Consider the following 14,895-nt stretch of genomic DNA (forward strand, 5'->3'; position numbering starts at 1 on the left):
GCGACGAGATGGGGGTTCAAGTGGTTTCTCCCGTGCTCCAGAGGAAAGACAGACTATGCAGAACGGTATCGACAAGGCGTCCCTTGATCAGTGGTATGTGCTCGATACCGAGGCGGTGATCCCGGTCGGCCGATCGCAGAACCGCTTGCTCGGGACGGATCTCACCGTCGTCAAACAGGCGGATGGGGCGATCGAGGTCTTTGCTGAGGGGCGGGCTGAGCCGCTGGCGCTTCGCCATCGCTTCGGCTTTCTCTGGGCGACGCTCGGCCAGCCCGAGCGCGAGATCTTTCCGCTGCCGGAGGCTGACGAGCCTGACCGACGCTACGTCCCCTGTGGCGTCGTGACTGTGAAGGCGTCCGGCCTCAGGATTGTCGAGAACTTTCTCGACATGGCGCATTTCCCCTTCGTGCATACCGATGTTCTGGGTGCGGAGCCGCATACGGAAGTGCAGAGCTACGATGTCGAGATCAGGCGCGAGGAAGACGAGGTCTGGGCGACGAATTGCACATTCTTCCAGCCGCAGGCGGCTCTGTCCGCATCCGACGGCATCACCACGCAATACATGTACCGGGTGATGACGCCGTTCACGACGATCCTCTACAAGACATGTCCCAACGCCACCAACCGTTGGGATGTCATCGGGCTCTTCGTCCAACCGCTTGATCCGGGCCGCTGCCGGGCGCATCCGATCATGTATCTGATCGACGATGTCTCGACGACGACGGAGCTCATCCATTTCCAGCAGATGATCTTTCTGCAGGACCGGATCATTCTGGAAAACCAGCGGCCGGTGCTTCTGCCGCTCGAGCCGCGCAAGGAAGTGCCGACGCGGGCGGATGCCTCGTCCATCGCCTATCGCCGCTGGCTGAAGGAAAAGGGTGTGACTTACGGGGCGACGACAGTCGCCGCCTGAGGCAACAAAAAACCCGGAAGCGGGGGCTTCCGGGTTTCCGGCATCGTAAAACCTGGCTGTCTTAGTTGCGGGTCATCCAGTCGTCGATCTCACGATCGGCTTCTTCCTGGGTCTTGCCGTAGGCAGCCTGAATCTTGCCGGAGAGTTCCTTGCGCTTGCCGGCGATGACGTCGAGATCGTCACCTGTCAACTTGCCCCACTGGGTCTGGGCCTTGCCCTTGAACTGCTCCCAATTGCCTTCGATCTGGTTCCAATTCATCGGTGTTCTCCCGTGTCTGGTGAAATGTCGAGGCGTGATGTCCTCGGGGCAGAAAACGTCGTCTCAGCGGAGAAGTTCCGTCGTTTCTTCGAGCGGCGAGGACCCGAAAGTGTCTCCGACATTGCTGGTGACATAATCTCGGGGATCATTGGAACACTCACCCCCGCTCGGCGTTTCTGTCGGGAACAGCAATCGATTGAACGAACGAAGGACATACCCATGGCCCAGATACCGAGCGCCTCCACTAACAAGATCGAAGACACGGCGAACGATCTTGCCGACCGGATCGAAGCGAAGGCCGATTCCGTCGGCGGCGCTACCACGGATGACATTCAGGCCGATCTGGAAGCTCTTCGCCGCGATATCGCCGCGCTAACGCAGACGGTTGCCTCCTTCGGCAGCAGCAAGATTCGTCAGGCAGGCGAGACATCGCAGCAGTATGTCGACAGCGCCCGTGAAGGCATCGCGAATGTCGAGGAGGAGTTGGAAGCCTATGTGCATCAGCGCCCGTTCCAGTCGCTCGCCATCGCGGCGGGTGTCGGTTACGTGCTCGCATTGATCACCCGGCGCTAATCATGTTCCCACTCTTCAGGCAACTCGGCATCCTCGCCTTCGGCAGGGTGCAGCCCACCGCCACCCGCATCACGCGCTCCCTCATCGGGGGCGCAATTGTCGGTGTTCTGGCGCTCACCGCCTATGTGGCTCTGTTGTTGGCGCTCGGCTTCTACCTGTCCAGCGAGCTCGGCGCGATCTATGCGGCGCTGGTCATTGCAGGTCTGACCGCTGTGTGTGGCGTGATCGTCATTCTCGTGATCCAGGTCATGAACAAGGCGACCGAACGGCGCATGGAGGCACGTCGCCGTGCGGCGAAGTCGCAGCTGCCAGATCCCATGACATTGCAATTGCTCGCGGGCGTTCCTGCAATGATGAAGGGGCGGTCCTTGCTGACAACGGCGGCAATTGCCGCGCTGGTCTTCGGGGTTGCGAAGATGCAGGGTGTCGGTCGGGACGGGCGTGACGACTAGGGGAGTTAAATCCTGTGCGGCCAGTGGCGGAGGTCTCTGGCCGTTTTCGGCCGAGTGCCTATTTCTTCGCCTTGGATTCCGCGTCGTGCAGTCGTTCCAGGAGGTCAAGCAGGTGGGACGGCGTGCCCTCGTCGATGATGCCGTCGTAATAGCCACGCAGCTTCGAAGCGATCATCGCATTGGCGTTCTGGCGTTGTGCTTCGGAGGGCTTTTTCGATTTCGCCGACTTGTCCGCAGGGCCTTCAGCCATGTTCATCCAGTTCCATTGTTTTTCTAGGCCGGGTGAGAATTACGCTTATAAGGTTTCGGATGCAAAAAAGTTCCACAGGGCCGGAACTTTTTTCCAGGCTCCACGTTTTCACCCGAGTCCGCACCTTGTTCCATATCGATTGGAGAACTGCATGTCCCTTACTGCCCGCGTCGCTGTCCACCTTCCCTATCTGAGGCGATATGCGCGCGCCGTCACCGGCTCGCAGACATCCGGAGATGCCTATGTCGCTGCCGTTCTGGAAGCTCTCATCGCCGACATCTCGATCTTTCCGGACACGGGGGATGATCGCGTAGCACTCTACAAGCTGTTCGTGACCATCTACGATTCCACCAAGGTGGAGCTTCCGCAGATCACCTCGCCGTTTGCCTGGGAAAAGCGAGCTGCGGCAAACCTCGCATCCGTGCCGACCCGTGCGCGTCACGCTTTCCTTCTGATCACCGTCGAAGGTTTTTCGACGACCGAGGCCGCCGCCATTCTCAGTGTCGGTGACAGCGAGTTCAACGCCCTGTTCAACGAAGCATCGATGGAGATCTCGCGGCAGGTCGCGACCGATATCATGATCATCGAGGACGAGCCGCTGATTGCACTCGACATCGAGCAGATGGTCGAGGATCTGGGCCATCGCGTGACCGGCATCGCCCGTACGCATGCCGAGGCCGTCGATCTCTACAAGCGCACTAGCCCGAAGATGGTGCTGGCCGACATTCAGCTTGCAGATGGCTCGTCGGGTATCGATGCGGTCAACGACATCCTCAAGGTCGACACGATCCCGGTTATCTTCATCACGGCCTTCCCGGAGCGTCTGTTGACCGGAGAACGACCTGAGCCCGCCTTCCTCGTCACCAAGCCTTTCAACCCCGACATGGTAAAGGCCCTGATCAGCCAGGCACTGTTCTTCAATGAGCGTGTGGCAGAGCAGGCATAGTTTTAAACGAGGATGATGGGCGAGGTTGCAGCGCCATGCTGCCCGCCGGGCCAACAAGCCGAACGACGGCGGAGCAGGACACTTGGTACATCGACTGACATGGTTTGAACCTCAGCGCGGCGACGAGCAGCTGCGGGAGTTCTTCATAACCGCGCTCATCGACATGGGCGCCAGCCTTATCCTTCAGGATAAGGACGGAACATATGTGTGCATCACTTCATTGCCGGCCCGTTGGCGCATGCCGCCCGGTACGGTTCCTTCCGACAGCTCTGTCTTCGGACCTGAGATCGGCCAGAAACTGGCCGATTTGAAGTCTGGGCTGGTGAAGTCGGGGGACCGGGCGGAATTGGAAATCGAGGCAGGTGACGACACCTTCTTCGAGTTCCGTTGTCGCATGGTTGAAATGACGGATCACGACCTGCACCTCATCACCGTGGTGATCGACCGCACCGAGGACCGTCGCCGCGAGAGGCTTTTGCGTGCTCTGTTGCGCGAGGTCAGTCACCGATCGAAGAACCTGCTCGCGATCATCCAGAGCATCGCTTCGCAAACGGCGCGGTATTCGGGGACGCTCGACATGTTCCTCGGCAAGTTCCGCGGAAGGCTGCATGCGCTTTCGCAGTCGCAGGATCTGATCACCGATTCCAGTTGGCGTGGAGCCTATTTCCGCGACCTTCTCAAGCAGCAGGTTGATCGCTACGTCCAGGAGAACGCGGATCTCGTAAAGGTTTCAGGCGATGACGTGCTGCTGACCCCGAACGCTTCGCTGCATATCGGGCTGGCCCTTCACGAGCTCGTGGTGAATGCCGTCAGTCACGGGGAATTCTTGCAACGGCGTCAGCCCATCGAGGTTTCCTGCGAAAAGATCCAGACGGCGGAGGGTCCTTCGGTGTTGATCCTCTGGACCGAGCCCTTCACGCCACGCGGTGATGAAGACTCCAAGGCGGCGCGTTTCGGGAGCACCGTTCTGGAACGTGTCGTGCCAGCCTCGGTCAATGGTGAGGCCAAGCATGAACTGAGCGATGGGCGTGTGCGTTACGAACTGCGTTTCCCGCTCGAAATGTTCGACTAATTCCGCTCGCGCCCGGTCCGGCGTCTACCTGAAAGAAGACGAGTCCATGCGCCTGTTCAGTTGCAGCAACTGCGCCAATGTCGTGCATTTCGAAAACGACGGCTGCGTCACCTGCGGTGCGCGGCTTGCTTTCCGCCCGGCGTCACTCGACATGGTGGCGCTGGAAGTGTCGGGCACGCATGTGCTGGAACGGGGGCAAATCCTTCCAGCGCCCGTCAGCCCGTGCGCCAATGCTGCGCTCGGGGGATGCAACTGGCTGGTCGATGATGGCGACGGCAGCGGCTTCTGTGTCGCTTGCCGGCACAATGTGACCATTCCGGATCTCTCCATCCATGAAAATCTGCAGAACTGGCAGAAGATCGAACTCGCCAAGCGCGGCCTGTTCTACTCACTCCTGCGCTTCAAGCTGCCGCTTGCCACGCGAACCGAAGCCCCCGAAAATGGGCTCGGCTTCGAATTTCTGGCCGATGACGCCGAGGTCGGCGGAGAGGGGCCGGTGCTGACTGGTCATGCAGAGGGCCTGATCACGCTCAACATCGCGGAGGCGTCCGATGCCGAGCGGGAAGCACGGCGCGTGGCGCTGGGTGAGCCGTTTCGCACGTTGCTGGGCCACTTCCGGCATGAGGTGGCGCATTATTACTGGAACGTCCTCGTTCGCGATCGGGGCGCCTTCGATGCCTGCCGCGCGGTGTTCGGCGACGAACGCCAGGATTATGGTGCAGCGCTGAAGCGTCACTATGCGGAAGGGCCACCCCTCGGCTGGGAGAGCAACTTCATTTCCGCTTATGCGGCAAGTCATCCGTGGGAAGATTTCGCGGAAACATTTGCCCATTACTTCCATATCGTCGATGCACTGGACACCGCTGATGCCTTCGGGCTCAGAACCAATCCCGATGTCGAAGCCGATATGCCGGAGATCGAACTCAAGCGGACCTTCGACAGCTATACTGTCGAGAGGGCAGAGGCTCTTATCCGCGCCTGGGTGCCATTGACACTCGCGATCAACAGCATCAATCGCAGCATGGGCCAGCCGGATCTCTACCCTTTCGTCTTGTCCGAACCCGTTTTCGACAAGCTGCGGTTCATTCACGCCCTCATCCACTCCTGAGCTTTCTGCCGGCGCTGGGGTGCTATCGGAACCTCTGTCAAGTCTCTGCGTTAACGTTTGAGTAACACGGAGACCGATCATGAACAGTATGGCTGCCCTTCTGGTCATTGTGGCCTGTCATCCGCAAGACACGAGCTGTCTGCAGGATCCGGTTGCGGTTATTTCTTACGATACGGACGATGCTTGCTATCAGGCGCTGCCGAAAGAACTTCAGCGCGCCAAGGCCATGACTGATGTGATCTACGGCGACTGCTTCCCCGTTGCCGCCGATCTGGTTGCGGGCCGCAACATTCGCCAAACCATCAACCCTGAGAAGCTTGCTGTCCTCGACAGTCCCGTCAACACGGCGGGCCCGACCGAAGCCCAGGCCTTGGTGCCACCCATTCCCGCTGACCGGTATGGAGCAATGCGATGACTTCACCTGTTTCGCCAACCCCGGACGCTTCTCGGATCGATGCGCAGAACCGTCACATCGCGCAAGAGGCCGGGCTTGACCAGGATCTCGAATCCCAGGTGCCGCCCCGCTATGGCGCCTTTACGGTCACGACGCTCGGTGTCATCCTGGTCCTGATGGTTGCCGCCGTGATTTGGATCATCATTTGAATCGGCGTTATTGAAAAAAAGAGGCCGCGCCCCTCGGGGCACGGCCTCGTTTTTGATCCAGCTTGCGATCAGGCCTGCCGGAACAGGCGCATGGCGAGAGAGATCAGGAACAGGATGATGAAGATGCCGAAGAGGATTTTTGCGATGCCGGCGGAGGCGCCTGCAATGCCGCCGAAGCCGAGAACACCGGCGATCAGAGCGACAACGAGAAAGACGAGGGCGTAGTAGAGCATGTTGAATTCTCCCTGTTTCGATGCCGGAAGAACGTCGATTATCAGACTTTGTTCCATTTCCTTCACGGTTTCGCGAGCCTGACGGCAAGTGACGGATCTCGCTCGGAAAAATGATCTACGCCCTGGAACCTTATCGGCTCCGAGGCGTTGTCAGGCGACACTCTATGGAACCCGTTGGACCCAATGACAGAACATTCGAAGAAAACGCCTGTCTCGAACGGCCTGCCTGGAATGGCGGCTTTTCCTCCAGGCGTCTCTGCGCAATTGCGCGACTACTATCAATCGGTGCAGGAAGAGGGGATACCGGAACGGTTTCTCCAGCTTCTCGAGCGGCTGGACATGGCTGAGCGCCAGGCCGGCGAAGGTAACCGAATCAAGGACACTGCTCGATGACTGTTGGCGACAAGTCGACTGACCACTCCTTCAAGCGCGACCTTCTGGCAGCGCTGCCGAACCTTCGCGCCTTTGCCGTATCCCTGACCGGTCGGCACCATGTGGCGGATGATCTGGTGCAGGACACGATCATGAAGGCCTGGGCCAAGCAGGACCATTTTGAACCCGGCACGAACATGAAGGCTTGGCTCTTTACCATCCTGCGCAACGAGTTTTATTCGCAGATGCGCAAGCGCGGTCGTGAAGTGTCCGACACTGACGGCATTTTCACCTCGCAGCTGTCAACGCATCCGCAGCAATATGGTTCGCTCGATCTGCAGGACTTCAAGCGTGCTCTCGACCAGTTGCCGAGTGATCAGCGTGAAGCCATCATCCTCGTGGGTGCATCAGGTTTTGCCTATGAAGAGGCGGCCGAGATCTGCGGTTGTGCCGTCGGCACGATTAAAAGTCGCATCAACCGTGCGCGTAACAAGCTGCAGGAAATCCTGGGCGTAAGCGGCGAGGGCGATTATGGCCCGGATGCCCACAGCTCAGCCGTCATCAAGAAGGCCTTCGCCGTCTGATTGGCTATGACGATGAGATGCTTTCAAGACCGCCGCAGCCAGTTCATCGGATTGCGGCGGCTTGGCCACGATTGGATGGACCGAGGCCACTGTGCCCTTGACTGCAGGGTGATCGTAGGAAGACAGAAACACAGGTCTCGCCCCCGCCTGCGTAATTGCGAGCGCCCGCTCAAGGTTCTGGGATTCCGTCAGGGCGGCTTCGACAATCACCACATCGAACATTCCAGCCGCCAGTGTTCCGCGAAGTTGCGCCAATGGGGTGATCGTCACCTCGCATGGCAAGGTCTCGCCAAGCAGCCGCTCCACCTCCATGGCGATCAGATACTGGTTCTCGGCAACGAGAACACGGAGCGGCGCTGAGCTCATGAACTTTCCTTTTGTCAGGGGCGCTTTATGAGGCTCCCCCTGATCAGCGTCATTTAAAAAAGACATATCGAAGCTTGGATGTTCCATAGGGAACACAGTGGCAGGCAAACGAGGTGATCCAATGGCAATCGAACCGCGCCAAAATCCGATAAGGGTCAGTTGCTACGAGTGTCCGCTGCGACACATGAAACGGTTCCGGCCCTTCTCCGACTCGGAGCTCGAATTCGTCTCCACCTTCAAGCGCGGGGAACTGCTCGCAGATCCCGGCACCACTGTGCTCGTCGAAGGCGCCCGTAGCGCCCATCTCTACTCCGTGCTGTCGGGCTGGGGCTTTCGCTACAAGATCCTGGAGGATGGGCGCAGGCAGATCCTGAACTATCTTGTGCCGGGCGACATGGTGGGTCTGCAGGGGGCCGTCATGGCAGAGATGCAGCACTCGGTCGAAGCGTTGACGCCGATGACGCTATGCGTCTTCGAACGCAGCCGGCTGTTTTCGCTGTTCGAGCTCCATCCGGGGCTCAGCTTCGATCTGACATGGCTCGCAGCACGCGAAGAATCCATTCTCGATGAGCATCTGCTCAGCATCGGCCGTCGTTCGGCACTCGAACGGGCATCATATCTGTTGGCATTCCTGTTCGACCGTGGAATGAGCGCCGGCATTCTGGGGGACAATCAGCGGCATGTTCCGGTGACCCAGATGCACTTTGCCGATACGCTCGGCCTCTCCATCGTACACACCAACAAGACGCTGAAGAAGCTCGCTGATCGTGGCCTGATCCGGTGGCGCGATCGCGGCTGTGACGTTCTGGATCCCGAGGGACTTCAGGACATCGCCGAATGGAAACCGGAAGAAACGCGCGTCAGACCTTTTATCTGAGCCAGATCTTCTCGAACACAAAAGCCTGCGACGCCAAGGGCGTCGCAAGCTTTTTGCTGTCTATCCGAGCGATGTCAGGCGACGATGAGCACGCCGGTAAACAGCGCGATGATCATGACGATCAGGACGATGAAGATCAGGATCTTGGCAATGCCGACGGAAGCACCGGCCACACCGCGGAAGCCGAGAAGGCTCGCGACTGCGGCGATGAGAAGAAGGATCAGGATCCATTGCAGCATGTGTGTCTCCCTTGTTGTTCCATCTGACAACAGGAAGCGGATCGAATTGTTCCATCTCCGCTCCTTCTGGAAGCTTGTGTGCGCTGCAACAAAAATCGGTTTAAGCCCTCGCTCCCCTGGCGAAAACCGTCACATGTTTTGCCTGCTGGACTAGACAGGGGCCCTTACTTCTGTTCGTGTCCGCGATCGGAGTGTCCTTCGACTTTAAGGCGGGGGACAGTGGTTGAACCCGTTCGAACGGAGTTTGGGAGATGGGATTGAAGATCGGATCGCCAAGGGAGATCTATGCCGGTGAGGCGCGCGTCGCGATGACGCCTGATAGCGCCACCCAGTTGCAGAAGCTCGGCTATGACTGCGTCATCGAGAGCGGTGCCGGCAAGGCCGCGGGTTTGTCGGACGATGCCTATCGTGCCGCCGGTGTGACGGTTGTGGATACGGCCGCCGCCCTCTTCGAAACGGCCGACATCATCGCCAAGGTGCGTCCGCCGGAGAGTTCGGAGGTGGATCGCCTCGGCCCCGGCAAGACGCTGATCTCCTTCTTCTATCCCGCCCAGAATCCTGTCCTGCTCGAGCAGGCGAAGGACAAGGGTGCGACTGTCGTTGCCATGGACATGGTGCCGCGTATCTCGCGCGCCCAGAAGATGGATGCGCTGTCGTCGATGGCCAATATCGCCGGCTACCGCGCTGTCATCGAGGCCGGCAACAATTTCGGTCGGTTCTTTACCGGACAGGTGACGGCTGCCGGCAAGGTGCCGCCGGCCAAGGTGCTGGTGATTGGAGCCGGCGTCGCCGGTCTTGCCGCGATCGGCACGGCGACCTCGCTCGGGGCCATCACCTATGCCTTCGACGTGCGTCCTGAAGTGGCCGAACAGATCGAGAGCATGGGCGCACAATTCGTCTATCTCGAATTCGAAGCCGCGCAGGATGGCGCTGCGACCGGGGGGTATGCCGCTCCTTCGTCTCCGGAATTCCGCGAGAAGCAACTGGCGAAGTTCCGCGAACTGGCGCCCGAGATCGATATCGTCATCACCACGGCGCTGATTCCCGGTCGCGATGCGCCGAAGCTGTGGCTCGCCGACATGGTCGCCGCCATGAAGCCCGGCTCCGTAGTCATCGACCTTGCCGCCGAGCGCGGTGGCAATTGCGACCTGACGGTACCCGATCAGAAGATCGTTTCCGACAATGGCGTCACCATCGTCGGCTACACCGACTTTCCGAGCCGCATGGCCGCCCAGGCCTCAACGCTCTACTCGACCAATATCCGACACATGATGACGGATCTCACGCCGGCCAAGGACGGCGTGCCGGTGCACAACATGGAAGACGACGTCATCCGTGGTGCTACGGTCACCAAGGACGGCGAGATCACCTTCCCGCCACCCCCGCCAAAGATCCAGGCGATCGCGGCTGCCAAGCCCAAGGAAAAGGTGAAGGAGCTGACGCCCGAGGAGAAGCGGGCCCAGGAAGTCGTCGCCTTCAAGACGCAAACCCGCAACCAGGTGGCGATGCTTGCCGGTGGCGGTGCGCTGATCCTGCTCGCGGGTCTCTATGCGCCGGCCAGCTTCATGAGCCATTTCATCGTCTTCGTGCTCGCCTGCTTCGTCGGTTTCCAGGTCATCTGGAATGTTAGCCATTCGCTGCACACGCCGCTGATGGCGATCACCAATGCCATCTCCTCGATCATCATTCTGGGTGCCCTGATGCAGATCGGATCGGGCAACTTCCTGGTGATCATCCTCGCCGCGCTGTCGGTCCTGATGGCCGGCATCAACATCTTCGGTGGCTTCATGGTGACGCGGCGCATGCTCGCCATGTTCCAGAAGTCTTGAGTTAGGGGAGGGGACACACACATGGAATACGGATTCACCACAGCGGCCTATGTCGTCGCAGCCGTTCTCTTCATCCTGTCGCTCGGGGGCTTGTCTGGCCAGGAAAGCGCCAAGCGCGCCGTCTGGTATGGCATCGTCGGCATGGCGCTCGCAGTCGTCGCGACGCTTTACGGCCCCGGTGCCGGCAACTGGTTCGTCTCTGTCGTCATGATCGCCATCGGCGGCGGGATCGGCTGGGTCGTTGCCCAGCGCGTGCAGATGACGGAGATGCCGCAACTCGTCGCCGCCATGCATTCGCTGGTCGGTCTCGCAGCCGTGTTCATCGGATTCAACGCCGAAATCGAGATGTGGCGCATCGCCAGCACGCTGACGGAAGCCGGCCTGACCGCTTGCGATCCGCTGAGTGCCGTTGCCTGCGCGCTCCAGGCTGGCCAGCCGTCGCTGTTCGGCGACTTTGCCGGCTTTGCCCTGAAGATTGCCGAGAAGACCGGTGCTGAAATCGCCGTTCTGAAGATCGAGGTTTTCCTCGGCGTCTTCATCGGTGCGGTCACCTTCACCGGTTCGGTCGTCGCCTATGGCAAGCTCGCCGGCAAGGTCGACGGCAAGGCGAACAAGCTGCCGGGCGGCCATATGCTGAATGCCGGTGCCGCTCTCGGTTCGCTGATCCTACTTGTGCTCTATTTCAACGGCGCCGGCAGCTGGACGCTGATCCTGATGACGCTTCTGGCGCTGTTCATCGGCTATCACCTCATCATGGGTATCGGCGGCGCCGACATGCCGGTCGTCGTTTCCATGCTGAACAGCTATTCCGGCTGGGCTGCAGCGGCCATCGGCTTCTCGCTGTCGAACGATCTTCTGATCGTCGTCGGCGCGCTGGTCGGTTCGTCCGGTGCGATCCTCTCCTACATCATGTGCAAGGCGATGAACCGCAGCTTCATCTCGGTCATCCTCGGCGGCTTCGGCGGCACGACGGGACCGCAGATGGAAGTGACCGGTGAGCAGATCGCGATCGACGGCGATGGTGTCGCCAATGCCCTCAACGATGCGGACTCGGTCATCATCATCCCGGGTTACGGCATGGCAGTCGCCCAGGCGCAGCAGTCGGTTTCGGAACTGACGCGCAAGCTGCGCGCCGCCGGCAAGACCGTGCGTTTTGCCATCCATCCGGTTGCCGGTCGCCTGCCGGGCCACATGAACGTGCTGCTTGCGGAAGCGAAGGTGCCCTACGATATCGTCCTGGAAATGGACGAGATCAACGAGGACTTCCCCAATACGGATGTGGCGATCGTCATCGGCTCGAACGACATCGTCAACCCGGCCGCCCAGGAAGACCCGAACTCGCCCATCGCCGGGATGCCAGTGCTCGAGGTTTGGAAGGCGAAGCAGGTCTTCGTCTCCAAGCGCGGCCAGGGCACCGGCTATTCGGGCATCGAGAACCCGCTGTTCTACAAGGAGAACACGCGAATGTTCTACGGTGACGCGAAGAAGTCGATCGACAGCATTCTGCCGTTGATCAAGTAAGCTTCGGATCAGTTCTGAGTTTTAAAGCCGGGTGGTAGTGCCCGGCTTTTCTTCTTCCATGGGTTGCCGGGAAAACCGGACGTTAACCATATGCCACTTGAATTGTGGCCAGTGTGACCGCAGGAGTTTTCGTGAGCACCAAGTTCTTTCTTGCCGGTATGTCTGCCGGGTACATTGCAACGGCAGCGACGGCGGCCGACCTCAATTCCGCTGATGCACCACAACCGCTGCCGCCACAGAGCGCCGTGGCGGATATCATTGACGATTGGGGCGGCGGTTATGTCGGCGTCGTCGGTGGCGGCGCGGTCGGCGAAGTCGAAACGCAGACCGGATCCGGGACGCTGTTTTCCGAAACGCCCTTGCGCGGTGGCATGGCCGGCGTGACGGCGGGTTATAACATCCAGAACGGAAATATGGTCTACGGCGTCGAAGCAGATGTTTCCTGGGCGAAAATCAAGGGCGACAAGGCCTGCGAAGGCTTTCCATCGCAGACGTGCCGCTATGAATTGGGCTGGCAGGGGACCGCGCGTGCGCGCATTGGTGTCGCCATGGACCGGACGCTGCTCTACGTGACCGGTGGTCTCGCCGTTGCCGAAGGCAAAGGTGGCGTCGACCCGATCGTCGGTGCGATCGATGGGGACGACAAGCAGACTTACTTCGGCTACGTCGCCGGCGTTGGCGCCGAATATGCGATGACGGAAGCGCTCAGCTTCAAGGCCGAATATCTCTACACTGACTATCGTTCGCGCACGTCGCCGCTCAGCACGGTCAGCCCGCTCGACAGCTACAAGTCGGACCCTTCGAGCCATCTGTTCCGGGTTGGTGTGAACTACAGGTTCTGATCTCCGCTCATGCAGGGATCCTACAAGCACGCAACGAGAAAGCCGAGCGTCGACGCTCGGCTTTTTTGCTCATGGCCGGGAAACGAAAAACCCCGCCACGAGGACGGGGTCAGTAACAATCCTACCGGATCTATTCAGGCGTCCGCTTTGAACGTCTGCTTCTGCGTGCCCAGTCCCTCGATGCCGAGTTCGACCACGTCGCCGGCCTTGAGGAACTGCGGCGGCTTCATGCCCAGCCCAACGCCCGGAGGCGTGCCGGTGGAGATGACGTCGCCGGGATGCAGGCTCATGAACTGGCTGAGGTAGGAAACGAGGTGGGCGACGCCGTAGACCATGGTCTTCGACGAGCCGTCCTGCATCATCTTGCCATTGACCGAGAGCCACATCTTGAGGTTCTGCGGATCGGCGATCTCATCCTTGGTGACGAGCCAGGGGCCGATCGGGCCGAAGGTGTCGCAGGACTTGCCCTTGGTCCACTGTCCCGCGCGTTCGGTCTGGAAGGCACGTTCTGAGACGTCGTGGGAGACGCAGTAGCCGGCGACATAGTCCATGGCATCGGCTTCCGAGACATACTTGGCCGTCTTGCCGATGACGACGCCGAGTTCGACTTCCCAGTCGGTCTTTTCCGAGCCGCGCGGGATCAGAACGTCGTCGTTGGGGCCGCAGATGGCAGAGGTCGCCTTCATGAAGATGACCGGTTCCGGCGGCACGGCAGCGCCGGTTTCGGCGGCGTGGTCGGAATAATTGAGGCCGATGCAGATGAACTTGCCGGTGCCGGCGACGCAGGCGCCGATGCGGTCTGCGGCGAGCTCCGGCAGCGAGGCCAGGTCTAGGGCGGCGATCTTCACCAGGCCGTCCGGCGAGATGGCGGCACCGCCGATATCGGCGACATGGGCGGAGAGGTCACGGATCTTGCCGTCCTTGTCGAGGATCGCAGGCTTTTCCTGGCCGAGCGGGCCGACGCGCATGAGTTTCATGGTCTTCTTCCTTTCCGAAAATCAGATGGTCCAGCCGCCGTCGATGGCGAAAGCCTGGCCCGATGTATAGGTGGCGCCGGCGATGTAGACGGCGAGGTCGGCGATTTCTTCCGGGGTGCCAAGCCGACCCATGGGCTGGCGGGCGATGAAGGCAGCGCGGGCTGCGTCGTAATCGCCTTGAGCGCGCATACGGTCCTGGAGCGAGGGGCTTTCCACCGTGCCCGGGCAGATGGCGTTGCAGCGGATCCCTTGCGTGACGTAGTCGGCTGCGACCGATTTGGTCAAGCCGACGACAGCCGCCTTGGTCACTGTATAGGCGAACCGGTTCGGCACGCCTTTGATCGAGCTCGCGACCGAGGCCATGTTGATGATCGAGCCGTCGCCCCGCTCCAGCATGGCTGGCAAAACGGCCCGGATTGTCCGGATCATGGCGCGGACATTCAGGTTCAATGCGAAGTCGAAATCCTTGTCGGCCATGTCCATGATGGTACCGCCATGCACGACGCCGGCGCAATTGAACAGGACGTCGAACGGGCCGGTCTCGGCGACCACGGCCTTCACCGCGTCGTCATTCAGGACGTCGAGCTGGCGGGTGACGATGCCGGTTTCACCCTCAAGCGTCGCCAGGGCCTCGGTGTTGATATCGGTCGCGACGACTGTCGCACCGGCGCGGGCGAAGGCGATGGCACTTGCGCGGCCGATGCCTTGGCCGGCGGCGGTTACCAGCACATGTTTTTTATCAAGGGGCAGGTACATCCTCTTGGCTCCTCCAGCCGATCCCTCGTCACTCGACCCTTGCATAATCCGGCAGTCGATGCGAGCATCATTCATATGCAAAACATTTATTCATGAACGTCAAGGTCAGACCGGCGAATTGAA

The 14,895-nt window shown here is 60.3% G+C and carries 21 protein-coding genes; 14 read left to right on the plus strand and 7 right to left on the minus strand.

Annotated elements, in window-relative coordinates:
• Positions 1-55: 55 nt before the first annotated feature.
• Complete coding sequence (locus tag E9677_RS07245) at positions 56-913, plus strand: aromatic ring-hydroxylating oxygenase subunit alpha (RefSeq protein WP_136557441.1); 858 nt, start codon at positions 56-58, stop codon at positions 911-913.
• Positions 914-974: 61 nt separating this feature from the next.
• Here E9677_RS07245 and E9677_RS07250 read toward each other — a convergent pair whose 3' ends face one another.
• The gene (locus tag E9677_RS07250; RefSeq protein ID WP_113375905.1) at positions 975-1,172 is read right to left on the minus strand and encodes a CsbD family protein; all 198 of its coding nucleotides are present in this window, start codon (positions 1,170-1,172) and stop codon (positions 975-977) included.
• Positions 1,173-1,391: 219 nt separating this feature from the next.
• Here E9677_RS07250 and E9677_RS07255 point away from each other — a divergent pair, with 219 nt between their 5' ends.
• Both E9677_RS07255 and E9677_RS07260 read left to right on the plus strand, forming a co-directional pair.
• Positions 1,392-1,745: a DUF883 family protein gene (locus E9677_RS07255; protein ID WP_136557442.1), complete on the plus strand. Its 354-nt coding sequence runs from the start codon at positions 1,392-1,394 to the stop codon at positions 1,743-1,745.
• Between the two features lie 2 nt (positions 1,746-1,747).
• Positions 1,748-2,197: a hypothetical protein gene (locus tag E9677_RS07260; RefSeq protein ID WP_136557443.1), complete on the plus strand. Its 450-nt coding sequence runs from the start codon at positions 1,748-1,750 to the stop codon at positions 2,195-2,197.
• Between the two features lie 58 nt (positions 2,198-2,255).
• Here the strand turns inward: E9677_RS07260 and E9677_RS07265 are convergent, their stop codons facing one another.
• Positions 2,256-2,447, minus strand: coding sequence for a NepR family anti-sigma factor (locus E9677_RS07265; RefSeq protein ID WP_136557444.1), 192 nt, complete (start codon positions 2,445-2,447; stop codon positions 2,256-2,258).
• 151 nt (positions 2,448-2,598) lie between these two features.
• Between E9677_RS07265 and E9677_RS07270 the strand changes: the two genes are divergently transcribed.
• The 5 genes from E9677_RS07270 to E9677_RS07290 all read left to right on the plus strand — a co-directional run bounded on the left by E9677_RS07270 (position 2,599) and on the right by E9677_RS07290 (position 6,176).
• Positions 2,599-3,393 (plus strand): response regulator, encoded by a 795-nt coding sequence (locus E9677_RS07270; RefSeq protein ID WP_136557445.1) that lies wholly within the window; start codon positions 2,599-2,601, stop codon positions 3,391-3,393.
• 82 nt (positions 3,394-3,475) lie between these two features.
• On the plus strand, positions 3,476-4,465 hold the full coding sequence (locus E9677_RS07275) for a sensor histidine kinase (protein ID WP_168801147.1): 990 nt from the start codon (positions 3,476-3,478) through the stop codon (positions 4,463-4,465).
• 46 nt (positions 4,466-4,511) lie between these two features.
• The gene (locus tag E9677_RS07280; protein WP_136557446.1) at positions 4,512-5,573 is read left to right on the plus strand and encodes a zinc-binding metallopeptidase family protein; all 1,062 of its coding nucleotides are present in this window, start codon (positions 4,512-4,514) and stop codon (positions 5,571-5,573) included.
• Positions 5,574-5,652: 79 nt separating this feature from the next.
• Positions 5,653-5,988 (plus strand): hypothetical protein, encoded by a 336-nt coding sequence (locus E9677_RS07285; protein ID WP_235882884.1) that lies wholly within the window; start codon positions 5,653-5,655, stop codon positions 5,986-5,988.
• Positions 5,985-6,176: a hypothetical protein gene (locus tag E9677_RS07290; protein WP_136557447.1), complete on the plus strand. Its 192-nt coding sequence runs from the start codon at positions 5,985-5,987 to the stop codon at positions 6,174-6,176. Before E9677_RS07285 ends, E9677_RS07290 begins: the two co-directional genes overlap by 4 nt.
• 68 nt (positions 6,177-6,244) lie before the next feature.
• Here E9677_RS07290 and E9677_RS07295 read toward each other — a convergent pair whose 3' ends face one another.
• Positions 6,245-6,409 carry a DUF1328 domain-containing protein gene (locus E9677_RS07295; protein ID WP_069043330.1) on the minus strand — a complete coding sequence of 55 codons (165 nt, stop codon included), beginning with the start codon at positions 6,407-6,409 and terminating at the stop codon, positions 6,245-6,247.
• 183 nt (positions 6,410-6,592) lie between these two features.
• Between E9677_RS07295 and E9677_RS07300 the strand changes: the two genes are divergently transcribed.
• Both E9677_RS07300 and E9677_RS07305 read left to right on the plus strand, forming a co-directional pair.
• Entirely contained in the window at positions 6,593-6,802 is a 210-nt protein-coding gene (locus tag E9677_RS07300; protein WP_168801148.1) for a NepR family anti-sigma factor, read from the plus strand.
• Positions 6,799-7,365, plus strand: coding sequence for an RNA polymerase sigma factor (locus E9677_RS07305; RefSeq protein ID WP_006724650.1), 567 nt, complete (start codon positions 6,799-6,801; stop codon positions 7,363-7,365). Before E9677_RS07300 ends, E9677_RS07305 begins: the two co-directional genes overlap by 4 nt.
• Here the strand turns inward: E9677_RS07305 and E9677_RS07310 are convergent.
• Positions 7,333-7,731, minus strand: coding sequence for an ANTAR domain-containing protein (locus E9677_RS07310; protein WP_136557449.1), 399 nt, complete (start codon positions 7,729-7,731; stop codon positions 7,333-7,335). The two genes, E9677_RS07305 and E9677_RS07310, sit on opposite strands and share 33 nt — an antisense overlap.
• A 121-nt stretch (positions 7,732-7,852) precedes the next feature.
• Here E9677_RS07310 and E9677_RS07315 point away from each other — a divergent pair, with 121 nt between their 5' ends.
• A complete protein-coding gene (locus E9677_RS07315; protein ID WP_136557450.1) occupies positions 7,853-8,608 on the plus strand; it encodes a Crp/Fnr family transcriptional regulator in 756 nt (251 codons plus the stop codon).
• Positions 8,609-8,682: 74 nt separating this feature from the next.
• Here E9677_RS07315 and E9677_RS07320 read toward each other — a convergent pair whose 3' ends face one another.
• Positions 8,683-8,847 carry a DUF1328 domain-containing protein gene (locus tag E9677_RS07320; protein WP_136557451.1) on the minus strand — a complete coding sequence of 55 codons (165 nt, stop codon included), beginning with the start codon at positions 8,845-8,847 and terminating at the stop codon, positions 8,683-8,685.
• A gap of 251 nt (positions 8,848-9,098) precedes the next feature.
• Here E9677_RS07320 and E9677_RS07325 point away from each other — a divergent pair, with 251 nt between their 5' ends.
• The 3 genes from E9677_RS07325 to E9677_RS07335 all read left to right on the plus strand — a co-directional run bounded on the left by E9677_RS07325 (position 9,099) and on the right by E9677_RS07335 (position 13,039).
• Positions 9,099-10,676, plus strand: coding sequence for a Re/Si-specific NAD(P)(+) transhydrogenase subunit alpha (locus E9677_RS07325; RefSeq protein ID WP_408014696.1), 1,578 nt, complete (start codon positions 9,099-9,101; stop codon positions 10,674-10,676).
• A 21-nt stretch (positions 10,677-10,697) separates the two neighbouring features.
• On the plus strand, positions 10,698-12,197 hold the full coding sequence (locus tag E9677_RS07330; RefSeq protein ID WP_136557452.1) for an NAD(P)(+) transhydrogenase (Re/Si-specific) subunit beta: 1,500 nt from the start codon (positions 10,698-10,700) through the stop codon (positions 12,195-12,197).
• A 131-nt stretch (positions 12,198-12,328) separates the two neighbouring features.
• Positions 12,329-13,039: an outer membrane protein gene (locus E9677_RS07335; RefSeq protein WP_136557453.1), complete on the plus strand. Its 711-nt coding sequence runs from the start codon at positions 12,329-12,331 to the stop codon at positions 13,037-13,039.
• Positions 13,040-13,173: 134 nt separating this feature from the next.
• Here the strand turns inward: E9677_RS07335 and E9677_RS07340 are convergent, their stop codons facing one another.
• Together E9677_RS07340 and E9677_RS07345 are read right to left on the minus strand one after the other, a co-directional pair.
• Entirely contained in the window at positions 13,174-14,016 is an 843-nt protein-coding gene (locus E9677_RS07340) for a fumarylacetoacetate hydrolase family protein (RefSeq protein ID WP_136557454.1), read from the minus strand.
• A 21-nt stretch (positions 14,017-14,037) separates the two neighbouring features.
• Entirely contained in the window at positions 14,038-14,772 is a 735-nt protein-coding gene (locus E9677_RS07345) for an SDR family oxidoreductase (protein WP_136557455.1), read from the minus strand.
• Positions 14,773-14,895 lie beyond the last annotated feature (123 nt).

Origin of the sequence: Peteryoungia rhizophila, from assembly GCF_004912145.1 — a bacterium.
Classification (GTDB): domain Bacteria; phylum Pseudomonadota; class Alphaproteobacteria; order Rhizobiales; family Rhizobiaceae; genus Allorhizobium; species Allorhizobium rhizophilum.

Excerpts from the sequence above, each read along its gene's own strand:
- E9677_RS07330 (WP_136557452.1), top strand. The coding sequence starts at position 10,698 with ATGGAATACGGATTCACCACAGCGGCCTATGTCGTCGCAGCCGTTCTC.
- E9677_RS07295 (WP_069043330.1), bottom strand. The coding sequence starts at position 6,409 with ATGCTCTACTACGCCCTCGTCTTTCTCGTTGTCGCTCTGATCGCCGGT.
- E9677_RS07285 (WP_235882884.1), top strand. The coding sequence starts at position 5,653 with ATGAACAGTATGGCTGCCCTTCTGGTCATTGTGGCCTGTCATCCGCAA.
- E9677_RS07270 (WP_136557445.1), top strand. The coding sequence starts at position 2,599 with ATGTCCCTTACTGCCCGCGTCGCTGTCCACCTTCCCTATCTGAGGCGA.
- E9677_RS07320 (WP_136557451.1), bottom strand. The coding sequence starts at position 8,847 with ATGCTGCAATGGATCCTGATCCTTCTTCTCATCGCCGCAGTCGCGAGC.
- E9677_RS07310 (WP_136557449.1), bottom strand. The coding sequence starts at position 7,731 with ATGAGCTCAGCGCCGCTCCGTGTTCTCGTTGCCGAGAACCAGTATCTG.
- E9677_RS07265 (WP_136557444.1), bottom strand. The coding sequence starts at position 2,447 with ATGGCTGAAGGCCCTGCGGACAAGTCGGCGAAATCGAAAAAGCCCTCC.
- E9677_RS07340 (WP_136557454.1), bottom strand. The coding sequence starts at position 14,016 with ATGAAACTCATGCGCGTCGGCCCGCTCGGCCAGGAAAAGCCTGCGATC.
- E9677_RS07290 (WP_136557447.1), top strand. The coding sequence starts at position 5,985 with ATGACTTCACCTGTTTCGCCAACCCCGGACGCTTCTCGGATCGATGCG.
- E9677_RS07280 (WP_136557446.1), top strand. The coding sequence starts at position 4,512 with ATGCGCCTGTTCAGTTGCAGCAACTGCGCCAATGTCGTGCATTTCGAA.
- E9677_RS07245 (WP_136557441.1), top strand. The coding sequence starts at position 56 with ATGCAGAACGGTATCGACAAGGCGTCCCTTGATCAGTGGTATGTGCTC.
- E9677_RS07260 (WP_136557443.1), top strand. The coding sequence starts at position 1,748 with ATGTTCCCACTCTTCAGGCAACTCGGCATCCTCGCCTTCGGCAGGGTG.
- E9677_RS07300 (WP_168801148.1), top strand. The coding sequence starts at position 6,593 with ATGACAGAACATTCGAAGAAAACGCCTGTCTCGAACGGCCTGCCTGGA.
- E9677_RS07325 (WP_408014696.1), top strand. The coding sequence starts at position 9,099 with ATGGGATTGAAGATCGGATCGCCAAGGGAGATCTATGCCGGTGAGGCG.
- E9677_RS07250 (WP_113375905.1), bottom strand. The coding sequence starts at position 1,172 with ATGAATTGGAACCAGATCGAAGGCAATTGGGAGCAGTTCAAGGGCAAG.
- E9677_RS07345 (WP_136557455.1), bottom strand. The coding sequence starts at position 14,772 with ATGTACCTGCCCCTTGATAAAAAACATGTGCTGGTAACCGCCGCCGGC.
- E9677_RS07305 (WP_006724650.1), top strand. The coding sequence starts at position 6,799 with ATGACTGTTGGCGACAAGTCGACTGACCACTCCTTCAAGCGCGACCTT.
- E9677_RS07315 (WP_136557450.1), top strand. The coding sequence starts at position 7,853 with ATGGCAATCGAACCGCGCCAAAATCCGATAAGGGTCAGTTGCTACGAG.
- E9677_RS07255 (WP_136557442.1), top strand. The coding sequence starts at position 1,392 with ATGGCCCAGATACCGAGCGCCTCCACTAACAAGATCGAAGACACGGCG.